The sequence below is a fragment of the Nonomuraea endophytica genome, from assembly GCF_014203235.1.
Taxonomy (GTDB): Bacteria; Actinomycetota; Actinomycetes; order Streptosporangiales; family Streptosporangiaceae; genus Nonomuraea; species Nonomuraea endophytica.
Map to the genome: position 1 here is coordinate 48,722 of NZ_JACHIN010000020.1, position 23,786 is coordinate 72,507.

Here is a 23,786-nt window from a genome sequence, read left to right on the forward strand (position 1 = left end):
ACTCCGTTTCACAGAATGGCCAGGGCGCGGGCGCAGACATCGAGGCCGATCTCGCTGGAGGCCTTGACGAACACCACGTCCCCCGGTTCGAGCAGCGCGGTGGCCAGCCTGAGAGCGTCGGCCACGTCATCGGCGGTGTGGACGGCCACGCCCCGCTTCGCGGACTCCGCGGCCTCCGCCAGCGCGAGCGGATCCCCCGCTCCGACCGCGATCAGCACGCCGAAGCCGAGGTCGGCGACGAGCCGGCCGATCTCCGCGTGCCGGGCGCGGGAGGCGTCCGCCTGCTGCCCCATCGCGCCGAGCACGGCCACGGTACGGCGGGCGCCCGCCAGGGCCTTCACCGCCCGCAGCCCGGCCCGCATGGATTCGGGGCTGGCGTTGTAGGCGTCGTTGACGACGGTGACGCCGTCAGGCCGTTCGACGATCTCCAGCCGGCCCGCCGAGCGCCGTCGTGCGGCGTTCAGCCCGTCGGCGATCTCGGCGGCGCCCAGGCCGAGCGCGGTGGCGACGGCCGCGGCCGCCAGGGCGTTGCTCACCTGGTGCTCGCCGATGAGGTCCAGCTCGACCGGGGCACGTCCGGAGGGCGTCACCAACGTGAACGCGGCCCGCGCGCGATCGGCCATCCGCACGTCTTCGGCGCGCACGTGGGCCTCCCGCGGCCTGCCGTACAACATGATCTGGGCCTTTGTACGGACGGCCATGCTCATGACATACCGGTCGTCGGCGTTGAGCAGCGCGAACCCGTTCGCCGGGAGCGCCTCGACCAGCTCGCCCTTGGCCTCGGCGATGTCGGCGGGCCCGGTTCCCAGGCGTTCCACGTGCGCGGTGCCGACGTTGAGCACCAGCCCGAGGTGGGGCGGTGCGAGCCCGGTCAGGTACGTCAGGTCGCCCTTCCGTCCCGCGCCCATCTCCAGCACCAGGTAGCGGGTGGTGGCATCGGCGCGCAGCACGGTGAGCGGCAGCCCCAGCTCGTTGTTGAACGACCTGTCGGTGGCGACCGTCGCGGCATGCCGTTCGAGCACCTGGGCCAGCAGGTCCTTGGTCGTGGTCTTGCCCACGGAGCCGGTCAGGCCGATCACGGCCGGGCTGAGGTGTTCGAGCACGTGCTTGGCCAGCAATCCGATCGCGAGCTGCACGTCCTCGACCACGAGCGCGGGCACGCCGACGGGCCTGGAGGCGAGCACGGCGACGGCGCCCGCCGCGATGGCGGCGGCCGCGTAGTCGTGACCGTCCACATGCGCGCCGGCGGTCGCGACGAACAGGCCGCCGGGCACCACCTCACGGGAGTCGACCGCCGAGGCCCCCGTCACCAGCGCCCGCGGGTCGGGCACGTCGTGCAGGCGGGCGCCGACGACCTGCGCGATCGTGTCCAGCGTCATGGGGATCATGAGCCGCTCCTGGCGAACGCGAGGTCGATGAGGCGGCGCAGCAGCTCCGGGTACGGGACACCGCTCGCGGCCCACGCCCGCGCGTAGACCGAGCGGGCGGTGAAGCCGGGCATGGTGTTGATCTCCAGCACGTACACGCGCCCGGTGTCCTCCTCGTAGAGGAAGTCGACCCGGGACAGGCCGTAGCCGCCGATCGCCCGGAAGGCGCGCAGCGACAGCTCACGCACCTCCTCGTCCACGCGTTCCGGCAGCACCACGGGGATGGTGGCGATCTCTGCCTGGCTGAGGTATTTGGCCTCGTAGTCGAGCCAGTCGCCGGGCACGATGAGCTCGCCCGGCACCGAAGCGTCCGGAGTGTCATGGTCGCCGAGCACGCCGCAGATGAGCTCGCGCGCGTTCACCTCCTGCTCGACGATGACCACCCGGTCGTAGGCCAGCGCCAGATCCACGCCCGCGCGCAGTTCCTCCATGGAGGTGACCCGGGAGATGCCGATGGAGGAGCCCATGCTCGCCGGCTTGACGTACATCGGCCAGTCGAGTGATTTCACCAGACCCCAGTGGTCGGTGGAGGTACGCCATTCGTGCGCCGTGAACCACACATGCGGCGTGACCGGAATGCCCTCCGCCAGGAAGGCACGCCGCATCGCGACCTTGTCCATGGCCACGGCCGAGGCCAGGACGCCGCAGCCCACGTACGGGATGCCCAGCGTCCGCAGGTGCCCCTGGACGACGCCGTCCTCGCCGAACGGCCCGTGCAGCACGGGGAAGACCACGTCCACCCGATCGCGTCGCAGTTCCACCGGCCACCTGCCCTGCCGGTCGATGATGACGGGGACGGGCTCGTACAGATCCTTCGGCAGAGCGTCGAGCACGGCGTGCGCCGACTGCAGCGACACCTCGTGCTCTGCCGAGGGCCCACCCGCCAGCACAGCCACGCGTACGCGTTCGGTCACGATCGATCAGCCTTCCTCACCGGCATGGAGACAGCGCGGCCGGCGACACGGTGTTCACCGTCCGCCGGCCCAGCCTGCCGAGTGTCGTGTCTCCGGCCCGCCATTTCCCAGGCCATTCGCCGTCCAGTTCCAGGCGTTCACTTGGACAGATGTTCTGACCGGACCGGGAAGAGGCGGCAGTCGTGCTGTTCCTGTTACGGGCGACTCTTCTGGCCCGGGGGGTGGAGGGCGGTGATGGGCGCGTCGGCGGCCTCCAAACGGCCCTTGGTGAACTCGTCGGCGAAGGCGTCCGCCCCCAGGGCGCGCCGGGCGGCGGCGGTGATGCGGTCGACGTCGCCGCGCTCGCCCGCCGGCAACGGAGCGTTCACCGCGTCACGGGCCGCTGACCCGGCGCCCAGGAGGCGGGCAGCCGTCCGGTGGTCGCCCGCGCCCGCGTACGCTCCGGCGAGCCCTTCCAGGGCGAGCGCCACGGCGCGCTTGTCAGAAGTGGCCAGGGCCGCCTCCAGCCCCTCCCGGTGCAGGTCGAGGGCGGTTTCGGGGTCGCCGCGGAGTTCGGCGACGAAGCCCAGTTCTGCCAGGATGAGCGCGGCGCCGGGATCGCCCTGCCACTGGCGGCACCAGTCCAGCCAGGCGCGCAGGTGCCGCTCGGCGGTGTCGAGGTCACCGCGTCGCCGGGCGGACAGGCCCAGGCCCACCTCGGCGAACTGCTCCGATCGTCGGCGCCGCGCCGGGGGAGAAGGCCGGGTCGGCCGCGGCCATGGCGGAGACCGGGGCCGAGCTCGGCGCCGCTCTGGGGATCGCGCTGATGGGCAGTGTCGGGGCCGCGGTCTATCGCGCTGCGACAGCGGGTACGGCGGCGCCGGCCGTACCGGGTGGGCTGCTGGAGGGGGTGGCGCGGGAGGCGTTCATGCGCGGGCTGAACACGGTCGCCGGCCTCAGCGCGGTGATCATGGTGTGCCTGGCGGTCGGGGCGGGCCTGCTGCGCCGGGTCCGGACCGATGGGTGAGGTCGAGTCCGGCGAGTTCGGTCCGGGAGGAGATGCCGAGTTTGGGATAGGCGTTGGACAGGTGGTAGCCGACGGTTCGCGGGCTGAGGAACAGGCGGGCGCCGATGGCCCGGTTGCTCAGCCCGTCCGCGACCAGCGCGGCCACCTGGAGTTCCTGCGGCGTGAGCCGTTCGACCAGGTCGGCGGCGTCCTGCCGGGCGGGGCGGCTCTCTCCGGCCGCGCGCAGTTCGGTGCGGCCCCGCTCGGCCGGCCCTCCGTCGTGCCTCCGGAGCTCCATGAGACCTGGCCGCGGGGCACAGAACCTCGGCTCTCCTCTCGCATCTTGCCGGTGTCATCACTTCCGGCAAGATCAGGAGATTTGGCAGAATATGGCGATACGGCCCCGAAGCGTCGGAGTCGCTCGGTGAGGAGTGCCCCATTTCCACCCCAGCCAGCTTCGCGGAGGCGCTGCGCCGGCATCGGCGCGCGGCGCGGCTGACGCTGGAACAACTGGCCGAGGCCTCGGGCGTCAGTGCCAGAACGGTGTCCGACATGGAGCGCGGGCGCAGCACCGGCCCCCAGCACCGGACCGTCGTCGCGCTGGCGCGGGCGCTCTCGCTGGGGGAGGAGGACAGCCAGCGGCTCATCGACTGGGCGCGGGAGGGCCGGCTGCGCGATCACTGGACGCGGCCGACCGGCCTGGCCGAGCTGCCCCGCTCGGTGGACGACTTCACCGGGCGCGCCGCCGAGCTGGCCTGGGCGGACGACTTCATGCGCGCCGGTGACACGCCGGGCGCGGCCGGCGTGGCGCTGATCACGGGCGCGGCGGGGCTGGGCAAGACCACGTTCGCCGTCCGTGCCGCCCATGTGCTGCGGCCGAACTTCACCGACGGGGTGTTGTTCGTCGACCTGTTCGGCATGTCCGCCCAGCCCCTTCCCGCGCAGGACGCCCTGACGCTGCTGTTGCGCGCGCTCGGCACCACCGACCGGGACATGCCTCCCGCTCCCTTGGAGCGTGCCTCGCTCTACCGTTCGCTGCTTCGGGAACGGCGGGTGCTGGTCGTGCTGGACAACGCCGCGTCGGAGGAGCAGCTACGCCCGCTGCTGCCCGGCGGAGGCAGCAGCCGCGTACTGGCCACGAGCCGGCGGCTGCTGGCCGGGCTGGAGGGGGTGCACCGGCTGAGCCTCGGCCCGCTGCCGCCGGACGAAGCGGCCGAGCTGCTCACCGGGATCGTGGGCAGGCGCGGGTCGTCGGACGGTGAATCGGCGATCGGCGAGCTCGCCGAGTTCTGCGCGGGACTGCCGCTGGCCCTGCGGATCGTGGGCAACCGCCTGGTCAGCCGCCCCAACTGGCCCGTCGCGGAGTTCGCCGACCGGCTGGCGGACGAGGAGCGGCGCCTGGACCAGTTCAGGGCCGGCGACCTCAAGATCGCGACCGCGTTCGGCATGTCCTACCAGCAACTGGCCAGTCTCTCGCAGCAGGTCTTCCGCCGTCTGTCCCTGGTGCCGGGCCGCGACTTCGACGCCGACCTCGCCGCCGTGCTCGGCGGCGTCCCGGTCGCGGACGCCTGGGACGCGCTCGACGACCTCGTCGACCTCGGCCTCCTGCAGGACAGCACGTCCGGCCGCTACCGCTTCCATGATCTGGTACGGCTGTTCGCCCGCGATCGCCTGAAAGAGGAGGAACCGGCGGAAGACCGCGACGCCCTGGCGGAACGGATGACGGCCTGGCTGCTTCAGACGGCCACCACGGCCGGACGGTGGTTCGAACCCGCCTACGCCCGGCCCGACCGCCCGGACACCCACCTGTCCTCCCCGGACGAGGCCGAGCGCTGGCTGCACGAGAACGCCGGCAACTGGCTGGGCGCACTGCGGCAGGCGGCGGCCAGCGGCCTGCACTCCGTCGTACTCGACTGCGCCGAGTCCATGCGCTGGTTCTCCGGCCGGTGGATGCACTGGCCCTACTGGCAGGAGGTCTTCACGCTCGGCGCGGAGGCCGCCACCGCCCTGGACGATCCCGCGTACCAGGCCCCTCAGCTGACCCATCTGGCCCAGCTTCACATGGTTCCGCCGCCCGACCCGGAAACCATGCTGCGCTACGCGGTCGAGGCCCTGGACCTGGCCACGAAGAAGGGTGCCAGGCCGCCGCAGCTCGCCTGGGCGCACATGCACCACGGCCGCGCGCTCATGCGCCTGGGAAGGTTCGGTGAAGCCGTCGAGCCGGTCTCGGAGGCGGCGCGGCTGTTCAAGACCGCCGGCGACGTCGACGTCTACTGCCAGTGTCTCGGCACGATCGGCGAGTGCCGGCGCGGCGAGGGCGACTACGCCGCGGCCCTGGAGCTCTACCTGGAGATGGCGGCGCTGACCGGCGACGAGGGATCCGGGATGACACCGAGCATCGCGGCGCTCAGCCTGCCGAACGCCTTGGCGGGCGCCGGCCTGTGCCTGGAACTGCTCGGCCGCCGGGCCGCGGCGATCGAGAAGTACACCGAGGCCAACACCCTCTTCGAGCGGCAGCCCCCGTCCGGATCGTACGCCCGCAGCCAGCAGCGGCTCGCGATCGTCCTGGCCGAGGAGGGCAGAACCGGCGAGAGCCGCCACGCCTACGCGCGCGCGGCCGAACTGTTCGAGGCGACCGGCGACGCCGAATCGGCTGACCGGTGCCGCGCCCTGGCGGCGGGGGCGACCTGACACGCGCGGAAGTTCTGCATGCTGTTCTGCGTGGTCCGGGCCCTTCACCGCGAGTTGGATGGAGGGCACAGGGACAGGCGCTGGGCCTGTTCCACCAGGTCAGGAGCGACCATGGCAACCATCAAGAACATCGTGCTCGTGCACGGTGGGTTCGTGGACGGGTCCGGATGGCAGGGCGTCTATGACGAGCTGACCAGGGACGGCTTCCGCGTCCACGTGGTGCAGAACCCCACGCTGTCGCTGGAGGACGACGTCGCGGTGACCCGCCGGACCCTGGACGGCCTGGACGGCCCCGCTGTGCTGGTCGGTCACTCCTACGGCGGCGTCGTCATCAGCGAGTCCGGCACCCACCCCAACGTCGCGGCGCTGGCCTACATCGCCGCGTTCGCCCCCGACAAGGGCGAGTCGGTCAACACCCTGATCGCCGACCCGCCGCCCGGGGCCCCGGTGCCGCCGATCCTGCCTCCCGTCGACGGCTTCCTCTTCCTCGACCGCGAGAAGTTCGCCGCCTCCTTCGCCGCCGACCTGCCCGCTCAGGCGGCCGCGTTCATGGCCGACTCCCAGGTGCCCTGGGGTGTCAACGCTCTCGGCGGCGCGGTCACCGAGCCGGCCTGGCGGCACAAGCCGTCCTGGTACCTGGTGGCCACCGACGACCGCATGATCCCGCCGCCCGCCCAGCGGGCCATGGCCGAGCGCGCCGGAGCGACCGTCGTCGAAGCCGTCGGCAGCCACGCGATCTACGTCTCGCAGGCCGCGACGGTGGCCGACCTCATCCGTCAGGCCGCCGCCTGACCTGGAGCCCATACGCGGCGCTCCGCTGGAGAGCGCCGCGTCCTCCTTTCTCCCTACCCCCCGTTTCTTGGAGACTGTTGTGAACCGTCCTATCGCTCTGCCGCGCCGTCTTGCCTTCGCCGCTGTCGCCGGTGGTCTGGCCGCCGCGCTGCTCGCCGTACCGTCCGCGACCGCGGCTTCCACGGCTTCCGGTGTCAAGCCCACTGTCGTGCTGGTGCACGGCGGGTTCGCCGACGCCTCCGGCTGGAACAGCGTGATCGAGCGCCTCCAGCGCGACGGCTACAAGACGATCGCCCCCGCCAACCCGCTGCGCGGCATCCCCACGGACGCGGCGTACATCAACAGTGTCCTGAAGTCCGTCGAGGGTCCGATCGTCCTGGTCGCCCACTCCTACGGCGGCGCGGTCATCACCAACGCCGCGGTCGGCGTCGACAACGTCAGGGCGCTGGTCTACATCGCCGCGATGGCGCCCGACGAGGGCGAGAAGCTCATCGACCTGTTCGGCAAGTTCCCCGGCAGCCAGATCCCCGACTCCGTGCGCGAGGTGCCCTACGCCAACGCCGACGGCAGCACCGGCGTCGACCTGTACCTCAAGCCGGACAAGTTCCGCGCCGCCTTCGCCGCCGACCTGCCCGTCTCCACCACCCGGCTGATGCAGGCCACGCAGCGCCCGTTCGCCGCCTCCTCCTACACCGACGTCACCGCCGGCGCCGCCTGGCGCACCATCCCGTCCTGGGCGCTGGTCGCCACCGAGGACAAGGCCATCCCGCCGGCCCTGGAGCGCTTCTTCTACAAGCGCGCGAAGTCCAAGGTGTACGAGGCCAAGGGCGCCTCACACGTGCCGATGATGAGCCGGCCCGGCCTGGTGACCCGCGTCATCAAGGACGCGATCCACGCCGTCGACTGAGTTTCTCCGCCTGAGTGCCGCCCTCGATTCCCCGGGGCGGCACTCTCCCCTTGAGGAGCCCGCTTGTGAGCCCTGACCCGCTGCCGCCCGGCGCGCACACCGTGACCATCCGGGGCGTCCTGCAGCGTTACCACGTCGCCGGCACCGGTCCCGTGTGCCTCGTTCACCCGGGCGGTCCCGGCCTTGGCTGGGAGTATCTGCGCATGCCGTACCTGGAGCGGCATCTGACGCTTGTCTACCTGGAGCCGGTCGGCACCGGCGGTTCCGGGCACCTGGCCGGTCCTCAGGACTACCGCATCGGCACCTACGCCCAGTTTCTGCACGGCCTCGTGGAGCATCTGGGCGTATCGCGCCCGTTCCTGCTCGGCCACTCCCACGGTGGCTTCGTCGCGCAGCACTACGCGCTGGCCCACCCTGACACGCTGGCCGGCCTGATCCTCTACGACACCTCGCCCCGCACCGGCGAGGAGTTCTGGAACCAGGCGCTGGCCAACCTCGACAGCTTCCCGGAACGCCATCCCGGCCGGCCCGAGGCCGCCGGCATCCCCGGGGCGTTCCGCCAGACTCTGGCCGCCACCGACAACGAGTCCGCCACCGAGGGCCTGCGCGCGGTCCTGCCCGCCTACTTCGCCGACTACTGGGCGCACGAGGCGGACCTCGCCCCGCTCCGGGCCGGACTGCGCGCCTGGATCAGCCCGATGCGCGCCGCCGAACCGCCCTTCGACGTCCGCGACAAACTGGGCACCATCCGCACACCCGCGTTGATCATCAGCGGTGCCCACGACTTCATCTGCGCTCCCCGCTGGGGGCGGATGCTGCATGAGGGCATGACGCACTCCGAGTTCGTCCTCCTGCACGACAGCGGGCACATGGGACACCTCGAACAACCCGCCGCCTTCGCCTCCGCGATCGCTCAGTTCACGCGCGACCGGCCCGCGGTGGCGTAACCGGACAGAAGGGCGCTCAGAATGTCGGTCAGCCGGGGTTCGACCTCGACGATGGAGTGGTTCTCCGCCCGCACCGCTAAAGTCAAGCAGCCGTTTGACCTTGAAGGTCAAACGGCTGCTTGATCGCTCAGCGGCCGTACGACCAGATGACACCGCCACGGCCAGAGGGCGCCGTGCCGACCGCCCAGACGGTACGGCTCCCCAGCTGGTTGGCGAGGTCGCGGACGGACGCGTTCCGGCTCGGTGAAGCCGGAAAGGCGCCCGGCTCGACGCTGTCGGGGCCGATGTGCAGGTACGCGCTGCCTCCGCCCTTGGCGTCGTAGACGACCCAGGCGCCGCCTCTGCCGTCGGGCTCCGCCTGGGCGCGCGGCTGGATGCCCGGTTCAGTGCGGACCTCGTATTTCATGCTGCCCAGATAGCCGGACAGCAGCAGAGTCTCACCACAGAAGGAGCGATTCCCGGCGCCGCACGGCCAGGCGACCCAGCCGACCGCCATCACCCGGGCGGTCTCACCGTCGACCGCGACATCCGTCAGCTCCGAGATCTGGCCCGGGTGGGCGGAGGGAATCGCCGGAAGTGCGACCGCGCGCCAGTCCTTGCCGTTCCAGCGGGCCAGAGCCGCCGTGCCCCGCACCGACCCCGCCGCCCACTTGCCGTCGAGCCCCTTGACCACGATCGGCGTCGGGACCTTGCGCCACGCCGACCCGACCAGCCGCCGCAACGTGGACCGCGCCTTCCATCCAGCCTTGCCGGCCGATGGGAACACGTTGGAGTTCTCGATGACCCACAGGTTCTGGCCGATCGCGTACGCCCGATCCACCCGGCCGTGACTCCATCGTTTGACCTGCCAGCGCTTGCCGTCCCAGCGGGCGTAGCGCGACGCCCCGAACGCCCAGACCCTGGTGTCGGAGGCCGACGTCAGCCGTTTCACCCGGAAGCCCGGCCCTTTGACCCGCCGGCCGCCCTTCAGCAGGAGCGGCTCCGAGAGCCTGGTCCCGGCGACCCAGACCGCCCCACCCGGAGTCACCGTGACCGCGTCGTAGGAGTCGCGGCGATCGTGGTGAACGACCTTCCACTGATCGGTCGGCGCCGCTGCGTGGGCCGGCCCTGTGGCGACGACAAAGGCGACGACCGCAGCGGTGCCGCGCAACCATAATCCCATGAGAGTGAGACGCGCCTTTCGTAGGAAAAGTTCGAGCCTTGTGTCGTCACGCGGCGTCGCTCTTCGGGGCGATGACGCGTGCCCATGTGGTGATCCTGTCCACGAGCTTGAGAATGAACTCCCGGCCAGCCGTGAAGAACGGCAGCACCAGGAAGGCCGGAGTCATCAGAAGAATGACCAGGGCCAGGGGAAATACCAGAAGCCCGCCGAGCGCGACGCGCTGCCAGGTGGCGTTCATCACGATCATGAAATCGGCCCTTGCTCGCGAATGGCACTGAGAGGGCTAAGAGGTTCGGCCTCTTAGGTTCGTCGGCAGCCGGCTGGCTGCTCAAAGGCGTGCCTCTCGCCTAGGGCCACGGCAGGGCCTGCCGTTCTCCGCTGTCAGAGGCTGACGGTGAACGCCAGCACACAGACCAGGGGGTGGGCATTGGGGATCAAGTACTTGTACGACTTGATTCGCATGCCATCACGTTACCCCGATTTGATGGACGCACGCGCGCGGTGGCTGGTTCTGGCCCAAGTAGGCCGTGCCAAGCCTCACCCTCGACGAGCCGCGATCGCGCGTGTGATCGGCCGGGTCGCGTAACGAAGGAATCGTTGCAGCGCGCGAGGGAACAGAAATGCGACGCCCATGACGGCCAGGACCATGCCCACCAGAGGCAGCAGAAAGATCGTAAGGAACAGCTGGGATGTGCCCGGCGCATAGACGTTTCCAGAGGTGCCGGCGAGGAGCGCCGGGGTTTGGGCATCGGGACTCAGCTCATCCGCGGAGCGGCCATGGAGCCACACGTCGTGTTTGACGATGGCGCCGTCGTCGCTGGTGAACTTTCCGCGCCACTCACACGGCCCACGACCCGAACAGTCCAGCTCCCGGGCGACGAAGGCGCCCATGCTGCCTTCGCCGCGAGACGCCCGGATCTCCTCGCCCACGTGAAGGAGGGCAACGCCCACGACGCCCAGCCCGATGATCACAAAGATCAGCCCGACAAGCCTGCCGACGATGCCACGCGATGCCCAGACCGGTAACGGCTCCCGTCTCCTTGCCTGAAACGGCTTCCGAGACGACCGTGCCGCCCTTCCCCCCACTACCTGCCCTCGTCCTTCGTCACACCTCCATGAACGGATCCTTCTCGGCTCCAGTTCCTGGCCCGCTTCCGGTGGGCTTGCCGAACCAGCGGGAGAGGTGCTCGTCCAGGGCCCGCTGATCGTCGCCGATCCAGGCGACGTGGCCGTCGGGGCGGAGCAGGACACACGGGACATCCAGCCCCGCAGTGGGATCCGCGAGGTGGTCGACCCGATCTGACCAGCCGCCGACGGTCAGGCGTTCGGTGCGGTCCAGCAGCAGGCCACGGCCGCGATGCAGCCGGCCGTACAGGCTCCCCTGTTTCAGGGTGACGTCGCGCAGGCGGCGGCCGACCAGGTCGGGGCCTGCGCCGAAGTCGTAGCGGATGCCGATCGCGGTGATCTTCTCGATCATATGGCGGTTCACCTCGTCGAAGTCCATCAGTTCGGTGAGCAGCCTGCGCACGGCCCGAGGGCCCGGTTCGGCGGACAGGAGTTCCTTCTGGGCGCGGGTGTTGTCCAGCACGTCCTCGGCGACCGGATGGCGTTCGGCCTGGTAGGTGTCCAGCAGTGGTTCCGGCGCCCAGCCGAGAATCTGCGCGGCCAGTTTCCAGCCGAGGTTGAACGCGTCCTGAACGCCCAGGTTGAGTCCCTGACCGCCGATGGGCGGATGGATGTGCGCCGCATCCCCGGCCAGCAGCACCCGGCCGACCCGATAACGTTCGGCCAGCCGGGTGGCATCGCCGAAGCGGGAAAGCCAGCGCGGGGAGTGGACGCCGAAATCGGTTCCGGCGATGGCACGCAACTGTTGCCGGAAATCGTCGAGGGTGGGCGGTTCCGCGCGGTCGCTGACTCCCGAGGCCGGGACCACCACGCTGTAAACCCCTTCGCCGAAGGGTCGGAGCCAGAATGGGGTCTCGCTGATGGCGGCCACCGTGGCGGCGATCTCCTCCTGCGGCACGCCCACTTTCATCTCACCCATGAGCGTGTCGTTCCGTGCGGGCTCGCCGGGAAAGCCGACGCCGAGCAGTTTGCGCACCGTGCTGCGCGCGCCGTCACAGCCGACGAGATAGCGCGTACGCAGCAGTTCCCCGCCGGCCAGTTCGACGGTCACCCCGTCGTCGTCCTGCTCGAATCGGGCGACGGCACGACCCCGCCGGACCTGCGCGCCCCGTTCGATGGCATGTTCTTCGAGCAATCGAACGATGACCGGCTGCGGGATGCCCAGCAAATAGGCGTGCGCCGAATCCAGGCCCTCGGGCGCGGGTTTGGGAATGGCGGCGAAGAAACCACCGGCCGGACGCTTTCTTCCGTGCGGGAGAACGCGCTCCAGCAGCCCGCGCATCGCCATCAGCTCAAGACTGCGAATGTGCAGACCGACGATGCGCACGAACGACGCGGGCTCGGTTTCCTTGTCCAGGACGAGGACCCGCACATCGTGCAGCCGTAGTTCGGCGGCCAGCATTGCACCGGTCGGCCCGCATCCGGCGATGATCACGTCGAAGGTGTGAGTGACCTGCATAGGTGTTGCCTTTCGGGAGTTGGTAAGGCGCTCCCGGCGACACCTACGTCAGTCGCCCGGCCGTGACGGCAAGGGGGAGCACCCACAGCGATACAGCGTTCATGGGTCTCACCTCCTCGGGCGGCGTCACGGTCAGCAGCAAGCTACAAGCTCGGGCACCACCCCGTCCAACCACTTTCCTCCTCCACTTGCGTACACGGTACCCAGTAATCTACCGTAACCGCGTACAACGTACCCAATGGGGGAGTCATGGCAGAACCGATCGTGATCGCCGAAGGACTGCACAAATCCTTCGGCGACACCCATGCGCTACACGGCCTGGACCTGAGCGTCCCGAAAGGAACCGTCTGCGGTGTGCTCGGCCCCAACGGGGCAGGAAAAACCACCGCGGTCCGTATCCTGGCCACCTTGTCCGACCCCGACGCCGGGCACGCCCGCATCGCCGGATACGACGTCGTCCGCGACGCCGCCCAGGTGCGGGCCAGGATCGGGCTCGCGGGCCAGTACGCCGCCGTGGACGAGAAGCTCACCGGCCGCGGAAACCTGCGCATGTTCGCCCGCCTGTCGCACCTGTCCAGGCGCGAGGCGCACCGGCGGGCCGACGAACTGCTCGACCGCTTCTCCCTGATGGACGCCGCCGACCGGCAGGTCAGCGGCTACTCGGGCGGCATGCGCCGCCGCCTCGACCTGATCACCAGCCTCATCCTCCGCCCCGACGTGCTCTTCCTGGACGAGCCGACCACCGGCCTGGACCCGCGCAGCCGAGGCCAGATCTGGGACAGCGTCCGCGAACTCGTGGCCGACGGCACCACGGTGCTCCTGACCACCCAATACCTCGACGAAGCCGACCAGCTCGCCGACGACATCGCCGTCATCGACCACGGACGGGTGATCGCCACCGGCACCCCCGACGAGCTGAAGGCCACGATCGGCGACCGCCTCGACGTCGAACTCGAAGACCCCGCCGCACTTCCGGCGGCGGCGACCGTGCTGGAAGCCCTGGCCGGCGCCGAACCCACCACGACCGACGACCGGCTCACCGTCGCCCTGCCCGCCACCGGTCTCCGCCTCGCCGACATCGTGCGCGAGCTCGACCGGGCCGGAGTCGCGGCGGCCGACGTGCGGCTCCGCCGTCCCACCCTCGACGAGGTGTTCCTGCGCCTCACCGACCAGAAGGAGCCCGTCCGATGACCGCCCTCACCTCGCCCCTGGGCCGCCTGCGGTGGACGTTCACCGACGGGTTCACCCTGATCGGCCGCGAACTGGGACGGCTGCGAAACGACCCCGGCGAACTCATCGTCGCGCTGATCTTCCCGGCCGTCATGGTCGTGCTGTTCGGCTACGTCTTCGGCAGCGCCATCCAGGTGCCGGGCGGCGGCGACTACCGCGAGTACCTCATGCCCGGCCTGTTCGCCATGGTGACCTTTTCCGCGCTGATGGGGGTCATGACGCGGATGGCCGGCGACGCCTCCCGCGGCGTGATGGACCGCTTCCGCTCCATGCCCATGGCCCGCTCGGCGGTGCCGTTCGGGCAGACCGGCGCCGACCTGCTCACCGGCCTGCTGATGCTGGCCATCATGGTCGCCGCGGGCCTGCTGGTGGGCTGGCGGCCACACCACGGTCTGGTCCCCACTACCCAGGCGTTCCTGCTGATGATCGTCCTGCGGTACGCACTCAGCTGGGCAGGCGTCTACGTGGGCCTGGCGGTGAAGAACGACCAGATCGCCAACGCCCTGGTCCCGCTGTTCCTGCCGTTCACCATGCTGTCCAACGCGTTCGTCCCCACCGGCGGCATGCCCGGCTGGCTGCGCTTCCTGGCCGACTGGAACCCCGTCAGCGCACTCACCGCCGCCACCAGGCACCTGTTCGGCAACCCCGGCGCCCCGTCCGCGAACGCGGTCTGGCCACTCGCGCATCCGGTGGCCACCGTCCTGCTCTGGTCGGCCGCCCTACTGGTGATCTTCGTCCCGCTGTCGCTGCGCGCGTACTCCCGCAAAGGCCGCTAAAGCTCGAAAGGCATGAAAATGACACACGAAAACGTGCAGGACATCCTGGACCGGGCCGTGGCCGAGGACGGCATTCCCGGCATCGTCGCCGAAGTTCACGACGCCGACGGGACATGGTTCGGCACCGCGGGAGCGGCCGACCTCGCCACCGGACATCGGCGACAGCCGGGGGAGCACCTTCACATCGGCAGTTCCGGCAAGGCCTTCACCGCAGCCACCGTGCTGACCCTGGCAGCCGAAGGCAGGCTGAGCCTCGATGACCCGGTGAACACCTGGCTGCCCGGCGTCCTGGAAACGGGCGGCTACGACGGTGACAGGATCACCATCCGCCAGCTGCTCAACCACACCAGCGGCCTGTTCCTCACCGGCCTGGCGCCGGAGTTGCAGACCAGCCTCGTCACCGAGCCCACCCGCGTCTGGACCACCTCCGAACTGCTGAAACTCGCCGTGTCCCAGCCGCCGGTAGGCGAGCCGGGAGGGCAGTTCGTCTACTCCAACGGCGGCTACTACCTCGCCGGCGCCATCATCGAGAAGGTCACCGGCAACACCTACGCCGCCGAAGTGGAACGCACGGTCATCCGCCCGCTCAACCTGACCCACACCTACGTACGCCCAGCCGAAGCCACCGGTTACCCCCACCCCCACCCCACGGCCTACGTCACCGGCGCCCTCAAGGACGGCGTCGACCCGGCGACCCTCACCGCGGAGAACTGGGCGTCAATGATCGACCCTGACAAACCGCCCATCGACGTCACCGCCCTCAACACCTCATGGGGCTGGGCGGCCGGCGGCATCGTCTCCACCACCGAAGACCTGACCCGCTTTCTCAGGGCGATCTCGACCGGCGCCCTGCTCCCACCGGCTCAGCATCGCGAGATGTGGACCATGGTCGACAACAACACCGGCGTCGTCTGGTTGCCGCACGCCCGCTACGGCCTCGGCGTGATCGAGTTCGACAGCGCGGGCATGGCCGGCCTGACCGTCCGCGGCGTCAGCGGCACCCTCCCCGGCTCCTTCACGCTCGCCCTGAGCACCGGCGACGGCCGCCGGAGCGTCGTCATCCACACCAACCTCGAACCGACGACCTTGGACATCCCCATCACAATCATCAAGGCGATGTACGGCGTCGCCCTCGGCTGACCGAGCCGGACGGCGGTTCATGACAGGCCGCCGTCCCCGGGTCACCTCCCTGCTCGCCGTCATCCCGCTCCTGCGTTCTGGCCGGAAGGGCATCCCTGTGAGGACTCTCGTGATCACCGTTCGATGGTCGCCTTGAGCAGGGCGGTCAGCGCCGCGTCGTCGAGCAGCGAGCCGTCCCAGACGATGGTGAGGCCGCTGATGCGTGACTCGCCGTCGAGTTCGATCGCCACCTGCCGGAGTAGCCCCGGGCCCGGTCGGACTCGGGGTAGCGCTCCAGCCTGGCCCGGACCTCGGCGGCGTCGACGTCGGCTCCGAACAGCGTGGTCCCCGGCTCGAACCGCACGCCCTCGGCCAGCGGTCCCGCCACGACCGGGTCGAAGCCGAACGCGTCGACCAGTGCCGCGACGGCTTCGAGGTCTGCCGGGTGGTCTCCGGCGATCGCGATGGCCTTGCGTCCCGGGCTGCCCGCCGGCCGGGCCTCGTCCTCCAGGTCGTGGTAGCCCAGGTGGTTGAAGGCCTTCACGACCCGGGAACCGGGCAGGAAGGCCTGCACGATCTCGCTGGAGGACGTCGCCGGGTCGGTGAGGTCGTCGCGGACGCCGTCCACCTCCCACCAGTAGTTCATCGCGTCGACCACGAGTTTGCCGCGCAGCTCCGCCGCGGGCACCGTGTGGTACTTGCCGAGTGGCAGCGCCAGGATGACGAGGTCGGCGCGGGCCGCGGCGTCGGCCGCCGTGGTCGCGACCGCGCCGGGCGTGAGCACGTCGACCGTGAGTGCGATCTTCGCCGGATCGCCCGACCCGGCGATGAGCACCTTGTGGCCCGCGGCCAGCGCGAGCCGTGCCAGCACGGTGCCGACCTTGCCCGCGCCGAGCACGCCGATGGTCTCGTTCACCGGTCACTCTTTCCGAGCAGATCGCGGACCATCGGGATGACGGCCTTGCCGTACAGCTCGACGGCGCGCAGGCGGGCGCTCGCCGGTTGCGAGCCCGCGGTGTAGATCAGGTCGAAGCGGCCGACTCCGAGCGTGCCGACCGCGTCGGCGATCTTGCGGGCGACGGTTTCCGGCGCGCCGATGTAGAGGGAGCCGTGCTCCACCTCGGCGTCGTACTCCTCGCGGCGGATCGGCTGCCAGCCGCGCAGCGCGCCGATCCGGTCGCGCAGCACCCGGTAGCGCGGCCAGAACAGCTCCCTGGCCTCCTCGTCCGTGTCGGCCACGAAGCCGGGCGAGTGCATGCCGACCGGGTGCGCGGTGGTGCCGAGCTGCTCGGCGGCGCGCCGGTAGAGCTCCAGGTAGGGGGCGAACCGCTTGGCGGGACCGCCGATGATGGCCAGCATGAGCGGCAGGCCGTACTGGGCGGTGCGGACGACCGACTGCGGCGAACCGCCGACGCCGACCCAGGTGGGCAGGCTGCCCGAGGCGGTCTTCGGGAAGACGTCGGCGTCCTCCAGAGCGGGCCGCAGCCTGCCCTTCCAGGTGACGGGCCGCTCGTCCAGCAGCTTGGCGAACAGGTCCAGCTTCTCCTCAAAGAGCTCGTCGTAGTCGGCCAGGTCGTAGCCGAACAGCGGGAACGACTCGGTGAACGAGCCGCGGCCGAGGATGACCTCGGCGCGGCCGTCCGAGAGCGCGTCGACGGTGGCGAAGCGCTGGAACACCCGGACCGGGTCGTCGGAGCTCAGCACGGTGACGCCCGACGACAGCCGGATCCGCTCGGTGCGCGTCGCGATCCCGGCCAGCACGGTCTCGGGCGTCGAGATCGCGAACTCCGGGCGGTGGTGCTCGCCCAGCGCGATGACGTCGACGCCGAGCTCGTCGGCCAGCACCGCCTCCTTCAGCACCTGACGGATCGCCTCGGGGTGGGTCATCAGCTCGCCGTGGTCGTCCTCCGGCAGGTCGCCGAAGGTGTCCAGGCCGAACACCAGATCAGACATGACAGGCCTCCTGCGCCTCATGTAATTGACACGTCAATTATGTATGATGTGATTGATATGTCAATCAGGAGGCGGGATGACGCGGAAGCGCAGCCTGCCCACAGCCGATGAGCTGCGGGTGTGGCGTGAGTACATCGAGACGGCCGAGGCGCTCAGGGCGGTGATCTCGGCGCGGCTGCAGAGCGACTCCGCGCTCTCGCCCGGCGACTACGCGGTACTGCTGGCGCTGAGCGAGGCGGAGGGCCATCGGATGCGGTCATCCGATCTGGCGGCGCACATCAACTGGGAACGCAGCCGCCTGTCGCACCACCTGGGGCGGATGGAGCGGCGTGGGCTGATCGGGCGGGAAGATTGCGTCACCGACAGCCGAGGGGCGGAGGTGGTGCTGGCCGCCGCGGGCGCCGAGGTGTTCCGGGGGGCGACGGTGCCGCATCTGCGTGCCGTACGGGAGTTGTTCGTCGACGCGCTGACAGCCGAGCAGCTCGACGCGGCCGGGCAGGTCGCCGCGGCGCTCCGAGCGCACGTGCGTTCCTGACTCTCCCAGGCCCGGGATCGTACGATCGAGGTAAGAACCGGGGGGTTGTCATGGTTGACATGAAGATCGAGGCCGTCGCCGTTCCCGTGTCGGACGTCGACCGGTCGAAGGTGTTCTACACGGACCTGGGGTGGCGGCTGGACGCCGACTTCGCCTTCGACAACGGGTTCAGGATCGTGCAGTTCACGCCGCCGGGCTCGCCGTGTTCTGTGCAGTTCGGGATGAACGTCACCGTCGCCCCGCCCGGGTCGGCGCGGGGGCTCTACCTGGTGGTGTCCGACATCGTGGCCGCCCGTGACGAGCTCGCCGCCCGTGGGGTGAAGGTCAGCGACGTGTTCCACATCGAGGCCCCGGGGGCCCAGTTCCAGCCCGAGGGCAGTCCCAGCCGCGGTGCCGGGCCGGAGCCCGAGCGGGGCAGCTACGGCTCCTTCGCCACCTTCGCCGACCCCGACGGGAACGTCTGGCTGCTGCAGGAGGTCACGACCCGGCTGCCCGGCCGCGTCGACGACGCTCCCACCTCGTACGCATCGGTGGACGAGCTGCGGCAGGCGCTGGAGCGCGCGGCGGCGGCGCACGGCGAGCACGAGAAGAGCCTCGGACGACGCGACGACGACTGGCCGGAGTGGTACGCCGCTTACATGGTGGCCGAGCGGTCGGACTGAGCCCGCTGGATCACGGACCAGGCCCGCTCCTCGGCGAAGGTGCGAACACCTCCTCGTGATCAGTGGCGACGGCGGAGCCGTACGGCAGGCGGGTGTGTGTCTGTTTGTCTACGATCACGTCATGCCGGATCAGAAGAGGGAAGCGCATCCGCTGGGGCCGCCACCGGAGGAGCAGCACTGGGTGGATACCGCGGCCGAGCTGGCCAGGGAGTTCGCCGGGACCGCGGCCGCCTATGACGAGAGCACGTTGGTCCCGCGCGAGAACCTGGAGATGCTGCACGCCAGCGGGCTCGACGCGGCGCTGCTGCCCAAGCGGCTCGGCGGGCAGGGGCTGAGCTACCGGAGCTACGGCGAGATCGTGCGGCTGGTGAGCGCGGGCTGCCCGGCCACCGCGTGCATCTGGGTGATGCACATCGGGGCGGGCGTGGGGCTCGCCGAGATGTCGGAGCCGGAGGTGGGCCGCTTCTACGCCGACGAGCTGATCGCCGGGCGGCGCTTCGCCAACGCGCTGTCGGAGCCTACGGGCGGCAACCTGTTCCTGCTGCCGCAGCAGCACGCGCAGCCCGCTCCCGGCGGGTTCCGGCTGTCGGGATCCAAGCGGTTCACCTCCGGGTGCGAGATCGCCGACCACTTCCTGGTGAACGTGCTGGTCGACGGGGTGCCGACGTTCTTCGGGGTGGAGGCGGGCGAGTCGATCCGCTATCTGCCGATCGGCGACACCATGGGCATGCGGGCCAACGGCAGCCGCCTGGTCGAGTTCTCCGGCACCTTGTTGCGCGAGGACCGGCGCTGCCCGCCGCCGTCCGGGCCGCGGCCCAACCACATCGGGTCCGGGATCGCGTTCCTGTCGCTGGGGATCGCCGACGCGGCGGTCGCGGCGCTGGTCGCGCACGCCCGTGGACGCACGATCCCGACGACCGGCGAGCCGCTGTCGGCGATGCAGTGGCTGCGGTTCGACCTGGCCACGGTGCACAGCCAGTTGGAGGCCGCGGCCATGTACGCGCGGCACATGTCGTGGCTGGCCGACCAGAACGACCCCGGGTTCAACTCCGCCACCCTGCGGGCCAAGGTGCTGAGCAACCAGGTCGCCATCGACGCCGCGCAACTCGCCCTGAAAGCGGGCGGCGGTTCCGGCTTCCTCAGCACGTCCCCTATTCAGCGCATTCTTCGCGACGCTTATGCGGGCTGGGTGATGGCGTACTCGGTCGAGGTCTGCCGCGACAGCATCGGCGATGAGCTGTTCGGCAGTTCGTGATCGGGGGTGATTACTCGACTGCCATGTACTGGATGTGCCAGCCGTTGTTCTTCGCGAACAGCGGGTCCAGGGCAGCTCCGTCAGCGAACCGCAGGTAGATGCGGAACCCTCGCCGCAGGTCGCCGCCGAGCGTTGAGTCGGGCGGGTAGACCGAGGTGGCGCCGGTGGTGTTCCAGTGGGTGGAGGTGCCGGCGAGCGAAGTGAAGTACATGGGAGTCGAGCGGAAACCGGCGCTGGAGGTGTCTACCTGCATCCAGATTCCGGGGGAGTTGGGGCCGGTGTAAACCTGCCATGTGCTCGGGTCTGTTGTCCCGTGATGATTTTCATGTCGTCTCCTCTTTCGTTGCTGGAGTAAGGGCTTGTGCCTCCGGGGGTGATCCCGAATTCCGGTCTGCCTTGTGGAAGCGTCCCGCTTTTAATGTCTCGCGCGGGAGGTGGGGAGAGAAATACGCTCTTCCGCGTATTCCCGTGGGTGCCGGAAATGAAGGACCGGGACGATGGAAGATCCTCGCGTTGTCGTGCTCGATTTGAGCTATCAGGCGCTGGGAGCGGGCCAGGACTGCCACGCGGTGGTCGGAGCGTGCCTTCAGCGGGTGATCGGGGGAGATCATGTCGGATGGTGGTGGCACGAGCCGGAACAACGGCAGATCCGGATGTGGGGCGACCCGCCCGATCACATTCCACCGCCGGACTCATTGGCGTTGGCCGTGCGGGAACATCCGCTGGTCCGCCACTTCCGGCATTCCGGTGCGGACTTTCTGCCGCGCCGGGTGAGCGACTGCCTCCCGCCCCGGGAGCTTCGACGCAGCTCTTTCTACGTCGATCACATGCTCCCGCTGGCTTCCGCGTACCAGCTGATGATCGCCTTGACGAGACCGGGGGAGGACACGGCCGGAGCGGGCTGGACCATCACTCGCTCGGTCACCGACTTCACCGACGAACAGGTGCGGCTGGCGGCAGTCCTGGCGCCGATGATCCGGCTCCTCGATCGCCGCTTGGACCTGTGCCAACCGGCGGAGCGCGATGAGGCGCGGCTTCGGGCGAGGCTCACGCCGCGCGAGGCCGACCTCATCACGCTGCTGGCCGCGGGTGCCAGCGCCGATCAGATGGCGCACCTACGGCGGCTGAGCGTGCGGACGGTGCGCAAGCACCTGCAGAACACCTACGACAAGCTGGGCGTTCACGACCGGGTGCACGCCATCAACCGTGCCCGCAGACTCGGGGTGATCCCCTGATTCCGGGGGTCGCGTCACAAGCTGATCGCCGGTTCGCCTCCCTCGTCGACGAGGCGGCTGATGCGGTCCACGATGGTGTAGTTCAGGCCGAGGCGCCGGTCCGGTCCGGTGTGGCTGACGTCTACGGTGACCACGGGTTCCATGCCGTCTATCCGGAAACGTGCCTGCGTCGACCGCGGGGACAGCCGGATCTCCAGGAGGTCGCCTGTCCACGAACGCGCGTACACGGTCCAGGGGTCGAGTCCGTAGGCGATCATCTTGATGATCCAGGCGTGCTGGACCAGGGGTGGGTCGTCGCCGGCCGGCATGCCCAGGGACCCGTCGTCCGGTGGGGCCGCGCGGAGCGGGACGCCCTGCGCGGCGAGCGTGTCGCGCAGGGCGTCCCGTGAGGAGATCGCGTAGTCGACGTGACACTCGACGGCGGCGCCGCCGGCCGGTGTCACCGTGCACCGGCCGGTGTCGCCGTCGAGCCGGATCGAGCTGAACCTCAGGCCGTCCGCGGCGTTGGCGCGCTGCGTCGCCGCCAGGTCGTACGACAGCCGTAAAGGTGCGACCAGGTCAGGCTGGTCTTCGGTCCGGGCGTCGATCCGCATGGGGAGGTTTCCTCGGTTATCCGGGCACGGGCAGGAGTACGGCGCCGAACGATCGTTTCATCCACGGGGGGCACACCGTAATCCCCTCGCAGTACGCGGTGAGAACTCCGAGAGTGCCCTGATACTTGCTGGACTCGGTGTTGAAGTCCACGATCGTCCTGGTGTCGCGGCTTTCCGTCACCTTGCAGGTTCGCCACCAGAGGAACCCGCTGCACGTGTGCCGGTAGGCCGTGGCCTGGTAGTGGTAGCGCGTCATGATGAACGGGTCGGGGACGATGCCGCGATGCGGGTGCTTCGTCATCTGATGAGCGGACAGGGCGTCCAGGTCGTGCTTCTGCACGATCTTGACGTTGCCGAACCCTTCGTCCCGTGCCCGGTCCCAGTACCCCTTGCGGTAGTTGATCCGCTTGCCGTCCTGGCTCTGCCAGGAGCCGAGCAGGGCGAACGCGTCGGGCGGCGGCGCCGCGGCGGTGACGACGTCGTTCGCGGGCGTGGTGGCCCGCTGCCATGCGGACCACGCGCCGGTCGCGACGCGGGCTCGCCAGTGCGCCGTCCTGCCGGTGACCTTGCCGATCGGGATGCTCAGCCGCGCCACCGTGCCCGCCCGCACGCCGCCCGCCGTACCGGACCATAGGAGTGTCGCGCCGCTCTTGGCGGCGGACCTGACCTCAACCGTCACACGGTACGGCCGGCGCTCCTCACCACCGGCCTTGACCATCAGGGTGCGTCCGTCCGGACGGGTCCAGGCGCGCTCGACCGCAGGAGCGGCGGCGGCCTTCTTCTTCGGTGGCTCCTCGCCGAACCTCCACGTGTGGGGGCTCATCGTGTTGCCCGCCGCGTCCCTCGCCCCGGACACCGTGACGGCCATGAGGGAGTCCATCCACGGTTCCGACGGGGTGAACGTCAGCACCGTGCGCGCCGGGTTCAGCTGTGTCGTGCCGGGCACCTCGTCCTCGAACCACTCGTCCAGGACGCTGATCTGCGCGTCGGTCACCGGTTCGCTGAACGTCACCGCGACGGGCGAGTCCGCCGGCACCCCGGTCGCCCCCGCGGGCGGGTCACCGCGGTGACGGCGGGCGGCGTCGTGTCACCGGGGCCGGACGGCGACGGCCCGGGTCCGCCGGCCACGGTCACCGTGAGAACCGGGGGACGGGCGCCTTCCGAGGCGTCGAACCCGCGGTCGTACATCCCGGCGGTCACCGACTCGTCCGCCGCCCGCAGGAGCACTCCGTGGTTGGGCTGCCCCGATGCCCACGCCGCCGCGAGGTCGGTCAGCCGCCAGGTCCAGGGCACCGACTCCGCGGGGCAGGCGCCGGGATCGGTGGCGCTGCTCTCACCGGTGGTCGTGGCGGCCGGCTGGTCGCCCCAGTCGAGGGTCTCGGCCTGCCAGGCGTCGGTGACGCGCTGGGCCTTGATCGCCCCGCCGCAGCCGTAGGAGTCGTTGTTCCAGAGTTCGAGCCGCGCGTCGGTGACGGTACGGCCGGCGAGCGCGGCGGTGTCGAACTTCAGGTACGTCCGCCCGGTGATGGAGAACTCGCCGGTGTCGTACTTGCCCGCCCACAACGTCGTGTCGTCGTGCCCGGACGAGCCCGAGTCGTCGATCCAGGTGTCGGCCTGAAGCGGCAGAGTGATCGTCTGCTCTCCGGACGTCGGGGTGGGGGTCGGGGTGGGCGTCGGGGTAGGGCCGGGTTCCGGCCGCTCTCCGTGCTGCACCTCGTAGTACCTGGGTGGCGCCTCCCAGTCACCGGTGAGCGGCCACTCGGTCGCCGCCTCCGCCACCGATGGCGACCGGGTCGCCTTTCCGGTCTGCGCGAACTCGGAGAGATCGTCCTCGCGCATGCCCGGCACGTTCATCAGGGAATGGAATTCGTACGGCGTGCCGTCGAGCGGAACCGACGGCCCACCTTGATAGGTCGTGAGCTCGATCTGTTCCGGCCCGGGATGGGTGAACAGGATGAAGAGCACCGGCCCGATGCCGCCGCTTTCCGAGGAGCGGTACATACGCCAGTTGGTGGTGTC

The 23,786-nt window shown here is 70.2% G+C and carries 26 protein-coding genes; 12 read left to right on the top strand and 14 right to left on the bottom strand.

Going from position 1 to position 23,786, the window contains the following annotated elements:
* Positions 1-8: 8 nt before the first annotated feature.
* From HNR40_RS46700 to HNR40_RS46710, 3 genes are all read right to left on the bottom strand, one after another.
* Positions 9-1,388, bottom strand: coding sequence for a UDP-N-acetylmuramoyl-tripeptide--D-alanyl-D-alanine ligase (locus HNR40_RS46700; protein ID WP_184973508.1), 1,380 nt, complete (start codon positions 1,386-1,388; stop codon positions 9-11).
* Positions 1,385-2,341: a D-alanine--D-alanine ligase family protein gene (locus tag HNR40_RS46705; RefSeq protein ID WP_184973509.1), complete on the bottom strand. Its 957-nt coding sequence runs from the start codon at positions 2,339-2,341 to the stop codon at positions 1,385-1,387. Before HNR40_RS46705 ends, HNR40_RS46700 begins: the two co-directional genes overlap by 4 nt.
* 194 nt (positions 2,342-2,535) lie before the next feature.
* Positions 2,536-3,036 (bottom strand): tetratricopeptide repeat protein, encoded by a 501-nt coding sequence (locus tag HNR40_RS46710; protein ID WP_312896787.1) that lies wholly within the window; start codon positions 3,034-3,036, stop codon positions 2,536-2,538.
* 62 nt (positions 3,037-3,098) lie between these two features.
* Between HNR40_RS46710 and HNR40_RS46715 the strand changes: the two genes are divergently transcribed.
* Positions 3,099-3,347 (top strand): hypothetical protein, encoded by a 249-nt coding sequence (locus HNR40_RS46715; protein ID WP_184973511.1) that lies wholly within the window; start codon positions 3,099-3,101, stop codon positions 3,345-3,347.
* Here the strand turns inward: HNR40_RS46715 and HNR40_RS46720 are convergent.
* Positions 3,289-3,624 (bottom strand): helix-turn-helix domain-containing protein, encoded by a 336-nt coding sequence (locus HNR40_RS46720; RefSeq protein WP_184973513.1) that lies wholly within the window; start codon positions 3,622-3,624, stop codon positions 3,289-3,291. The two genes, HNR40_RS46715 and HNR40_RS46720, sit on opposite strands and share 59 nt — an antisense overlap.
* 170 nt (positions 3,625-3,794) lie before the next feature.
* On the opposite strand from HNR40_RS46720, the gene HNR40_RS46725 reads away from it, so the two are divergent.
* From HNR40_RS46725 to HNR40_RS46740, 4 genes are all read left to right on the top strand, one after another.
* Positions 3,795-6,017 carry a helix-turn-helix domain-containing protein gene (locus HNR40_RS46725; RefSeq protein ID WP_281395844.1) on the top strand — a complete coding sequence of 741 codons (2,223 nt, stop codon included), beginning with the start codon at positions 3,795-3,797 and terminating at the stop codon, positions 6,015-6,017.
* Positions 6,018-6,128: 111 nt separating this feature from the next.
* On the top strand, positions 6,129-6,809 hold the full coding sequence (locus HNR40_RS46730) for an alpha/beta fold hydrolase (protein ID WP_184973516.1): 681 nt from the start codon (positions 6,129-6,131) through the stop codon (positions 6,807-6,809).
* 79 nt (positions 6,810-6,888) lie between these two features.
* Positions 6,889-7,716 carry an alpha/beta fold hydrolase gene (locus tag HNR40_RS46735; protein ID WP_221341669.1) on the top strand — a complete coding sequence of 276 codons (828 nt, stop codon included), beginning with the start codon at positions 6,889-6,891 and terminating at the stop codon, positions 7,714-7,716.
* Positions 7,717-7,781: 65 nt separating this feature from the next.
* Positions 7,782-8,663 (top strand): alpha/beta fold hydrolase, encoded by an 882-nt coding sequence (locus HNR40_RS46740; RefSeq protein ID WP_221341670.1) that lies wholly within the window; start codon positions 7,782-7,784, stop codon positions 8,661-8,663.
* A gap of 127 nt (positions 8,664-8,790) precedes the next feature.
* On the opposite strand, the gene HNR40_RS46745 is transcribed toward HNR40_RS46740, so the two are convergent.
* The 4 genes from HNR40_RS46745 to rox all read right to left on the bottom strand — a co-directional run bounded on the left by HNR40_RS46745 (position 8,791) and on the right by rox (position 12,409).
* The gene (locus HNR40_RS46745) at positions 8,791-9,813 is read right to left on the bottom strand and encodes a hypothetical protein (protein WP_184973518.1); all 1,023 of its coding nucleotides are present in this window, start codon (positions 9,811-9,813) and stop codon (positions 8,791-8,793) included.
* Positions 9,814-9,871: 58 nt separating this feature from the next.
* On the bottom strand, positions 9,872-10,072 hold the full coding sequence (locus HNR40_RS46750; RefSeq protein ID WP_184973520.1) for a hypothetical protein: 201 nt from the start codon (positions 10,070-10,072) through the stop codon (positions 9,872-9,874).
* A gap of 290 nt (positions 10,073-10,362) precedes the next feature.
* Positions 10,363-10,797 carry a hypothetical protein gene (locus tag HNR40_RS46755; RefSeq protein WP_184973521.1) on the bottom strand — a complete coding sequence of 145 codons (435 nt, stop codon included), beginning with the start codon at positions 10,795-10,797 and terminating at the stop codon, positions 10,363-10,365.
* Between the two features lie 133 nt (positions 10,798-10,930).
* Complete coding sequence (gene rox / locus HNR40_RS46760) at positions 10,931-12,409, bottom strand: rifampin monooxygenase (RefSeq protein WP_184973523.1); 1,479 nt, start codon at positions 12,407-12,409, stop codon at positions 10,931-10,933.
* Between the two features lie 249 nt (positions 12,410-12,658).
* Between rox and HNR40_RS46765 the strand changes: the two genes are divergently transcribed.
* From HNR40_RS46765 to HNR40_RS46775, 3 genes are read left to right on the top strand one after another with little or no spacing between them, the layout of a single operon-like run.
* The gene (locus tag HNR40_RS46765) at positions 12,659-13,600 is read left to right on the top strand and encodes an ATP-binding cassette domain-containing protein (RefSeq protein WP_184973525.1); all 942 of its coding nucleotides are present in this window, start codon (positions 12,659-12,661) and stop codon (positions 13,598-13,600) included.
* The gene (locus HNR40_RS46770; protein ID WP_184973527.1) at positions 13,597-14,415 is read left to right on the top strand and encodes an ABC transporter permease; all 819 of its coding nucleotides are present in this window, start codon (positions 13,597-13,599) and stop codon (positions 14,413-14,415) included. Before HNR40_RS46765 ends, HNR40_RS46770 begins: the two co-directional genes overlap by 4 nt.
* An 18-nt stretch (positions 14,416-14,433) precedes the next feature.
* Positions 14,434-15,555 carry a serine hydrolase domain-containing protein gene (locus HNR40_RS46775; protein WP_184973529.1) on the top strand — a complete coding sequence of 374 codons (1,122 nt, stop codon included), beginning with the start codon at positions 14,434-14,436 and terminating at the stop codon, positions 15,553-15,555.
* Positions 15,556-15,700: 145 nt separating this feature from the next.
* Here HNR40_RS46775 and HNR40_RS56880 read toward each other — a convergent pair whose 3' ends face one another.
* Positions 15,701-16,450 carry an NADPH-dependent F420 reductase gene (locus HNR40_RS56880; protein WP_184973530.1) on the bottom strand — a complete coding sequence of 250 codons (750 nt, stop codon included), beginning with the start codon at positions 16,448-16,450 and terminating at the stop codon, positions 15,701-15,703.
* Positions 16,447-17,487, bottom strand: a complete 1,041-nt coding sequence (locus tag HNR40_RS46785; RefSeq protein WP_184973532.1) for an LLM class flavin-dependent oxidoreductase — start codon at positions 17,485-17,487, stop codon at positions 16,447-16,449. Before HNR40_RS46785 ends, HNR40_RS56880 begins: the two co-directional genes overlap by 4 nt.
* Positions 17,488-17,563: 76 nt before the next feature.
* Here HNR40_RS46785 and HNR40_RS46790 point away from each other — a divergent pair, with 76 nt between their 5' ends.
* From HNR40_RS46790 to HNR40_RS46800, 3 genes are all read left to right on the top strand, one after another.
* Positions 17,564-18,022, top strand: a complete 459-nt coding sequence (locus HNR40_RS46790) for a MarR family winged helix-turn-helix transcriptional regulator (RefSeq protein ID WP_184973534.1) — start codon at positions 17,564-17,566, stop codon at positions 18,020-18,022.
* Positions 18,023-18,081: 59 nt separating this feature from the next.
* Complete coding sequence (locus HNR40_RS46795; RefSeq protein WP_246510653.1) at positions 18,082-18,684, top strand: VOC family protein; 603 nt, start codon at positions 18,082-18,084, stop codon at positions 18,682-18,684.
* A 121-nt stretch (positions 18,685-18,805) separates the two neighbouring features.
* The gene (locus HNR40_RS46800; RefSeq protein ID WP_184973537.1) at positions 18,806-19,939 is read left to right on the top strand and encodes an acyl-CoA dehydrogenase family protein; all 1,134 of its coding nucleotides are present in this window, start codon (positions 18,806-18,808) and stop codon (positions 19,937-19,939) included.
* A gap of 10 nt (positions 19,940-19,949) precedes the next feature.
* Here the strand turns inward: HNR40_RS46800 and HNR40_RS46805 are convergent, their stop codons facing one another.
* Positions 19,950-20,192, bottom strand: a complete 243-nt coding sequence (locus HNR40_RS46805) for a hypothetical protein (protein WP_184973539.1) — start codon at positions 20,190-20,192, stop codon at positions 19,950-19,952.
* A gap of 244 nt (positions 20,193-20,436) precedes the next feature.
* On the opposite strand from HNR40_RS46805, the gene HNR40_RS46810 reads away from it, so the two are divergent.
* Positions 20,437-21,174, top strand: coding sequence for a response regulator transcription factor (locus HNR40_RS46810; RefSeq protein ID WP_184973541.1), 738 nt, complete (start codon positions 20,437-20,439; stop codon positions 21,172-21,174).
* 14 nt (positions 21,175-21,188) lie between these two features.
* Here HNR40_RS46810 and HNR40_RS46815 read toward each other — a convergent pair whose 3' ends face one another.
* The 3 genes from HNR40_RS46815 to HNR40_RS46825 are packed head-to-tail and all read right to left on the bottom strand — an operon-like array spanning position 21,189 to position 23,768.
* On the bottom strand, positions 21,189-21,767 hold the full coding sequence (locus HNR40_RS46815) for a hypothetical protein (protein ID WP_184973543.1): 579 nt from the start codon (positions 21,765-21,767) through the stop codon (positions 21,189-21,191).
* Positions 21,768-21,783: 16 nt separating this feature from the next.
* A complete protein-coding gene (locus HNR40_RS46820) occupies positions 21,784-22,803 on the bottom strand; it encodes an Ig-like domain-containing domain (protein WP_184973544.1) in 1,020 nt (339 codons plus the stop codon).
* Complete coding sequence (locus HNR40_RS46825; RefSeq protein ID WP_184973546.1) at positions 22,776-23,768, bottom strand: DNRLRE domain-containing protein; 993 nt, start codon at positions 23,766-23,768, stop codon at positions 22,776-22,778. The genes HNR40_RS46820 and HNR40_RS46825 overlap by 28 nt, the downstream gene beginning before the upstream one ends.
* Between the last annotated feature and the right edge of the window lie 18 nt (positions 23,769-23,786).

What these genes read in the sequence shown, in the direction of transcription:
- HNR40_RS46790 (WP_184973534.1), top strand. Translation starts at nt 17,564, where the DNA reads ATGACGCGGAAGCGCAGCCTGCCCACAGCCGATGAGCTGCGGGTGTGG.
- HNR40_RS46795 (WP_246510653.1), top strand. Translation starts at nt 18,082, where the DNA reads ATGAAGATCGAGGCCGTCGCCGTTCCCGTGTCGGACGTCGACCGGTCG.
- HNR40_RS46765 (WP_184973525.1), top strand. Translation starts at nt 12,659, where the DNA reads ATGGCAGAACCGATCGTGATCGCCGAAGGACTGCACAAATCCTTCGGC.
- HNR40_RS46770 (WP_184973527.1), top strand. Translation starts at nt 13,597, where the DNA reads ATGACCGCCCTCACCTCGCCCCTGGGCCGCCTGCGGTGGACGTTCACC.
- HNR40_RS46785 (WP_184973532.1), bottom strand. Translation starts at nt 17,487, where the DNA reads ATGTCTGATCTGGTGTTCGGCCTGGACACCTTCGGCGACCTGCCGGAG.
- HNR40_RS46720 (WP_184973513.1), bottom strand. Translation starts at nt 3,624, where the DNA reads ATGGAGCTCCGGAGGCACGACGGAGGGCCGGCCGAGCGGGGCCGCACC.
- HNR40_RS46750 (WP_184973520.1), bottom strand. Translation starts at nt 10,072, where the DNA reads ATGATCGTGATGAACGCCACCTGGCAGCGCGTCGCGCTCGGCGGGCTT.
- HNR40_RS46715 (WP_184973511.1), top strand. Translation starts at nt 3,099, where the DNA reads ATGGCGGAGACCGGGGCCGAGCTCGGCGCCGCTCTGGGGATCGCGCTG.
- HNR40_RS46800 (WP_184973537.1), top strand. Translation starts at nt 18,806, where the DNA reads ATGCCGGATCAGAAGAGGGAAGCGCATCCGCTGGGGCCGCCACCGGAG.
- HNR40_RS46775 (WP_184973529.1), top strand. Translation starts at nt 14,434, where the DNA reads ATGACACACGAAAACGTGCAGGACATCCTGGACCGGGCCGTGGCCGAG.
- HNR40_RS46825 (WP_184973546.1), bottom strand. Translation starts at nt 23,768, where the DNA reads ATGTACCGCTCCTCGGAAAGCGGCGGCATCGGGCCGGTGCTCTTCATC.
- HNR40_RS46810 (WP_184973541.1), top strand. Translation starts at nt 20,437, where the DNA reads ATGGAAGATCCTCGCGTTGTCGTGCTCGATTTGAGCTATCAGGCGCTG.
- rox (WP_184973523.1), bottom strand. Translation starts at nt 12,409, where the DNA reads ATGCAGGTCACTCACACCTTCGACGTGATCATCGCCGGATGCGGGCCG.
- HNR40_RS46815 (WP_184973543.1), bottom strand. Translation starts at nt 21,767, where the DNA reads ATGCGGATCGACGCCCGGACCGAAGACCAGCCTGACCTGGTCGCACCT.
- HNR40_RS46700 (WP_184973508.1), bottom strand. Translation starts at nt 1,388, where the DNA reads ATGATCCCCATGACGCTGGACACGATCGCGCAGGTCGTCGGCGCCCGC.
- HNR40_RS46805 (WP_184973539.1), bottom strand. Translation starts at nt 20,192, where the DNA reads ATGCAGGTAGACACCTCCAGCGCCGGTTTCCGCTCGACTCCCATGTAC.
- HNR40_RS46730 (WP_184973516.1), top strand. Translation starts at nt 6,129, where the DNA reads ATGGCAACCATCAAGAACATCGTGCTCGTGCACGGTGGGTTCGTGGAC.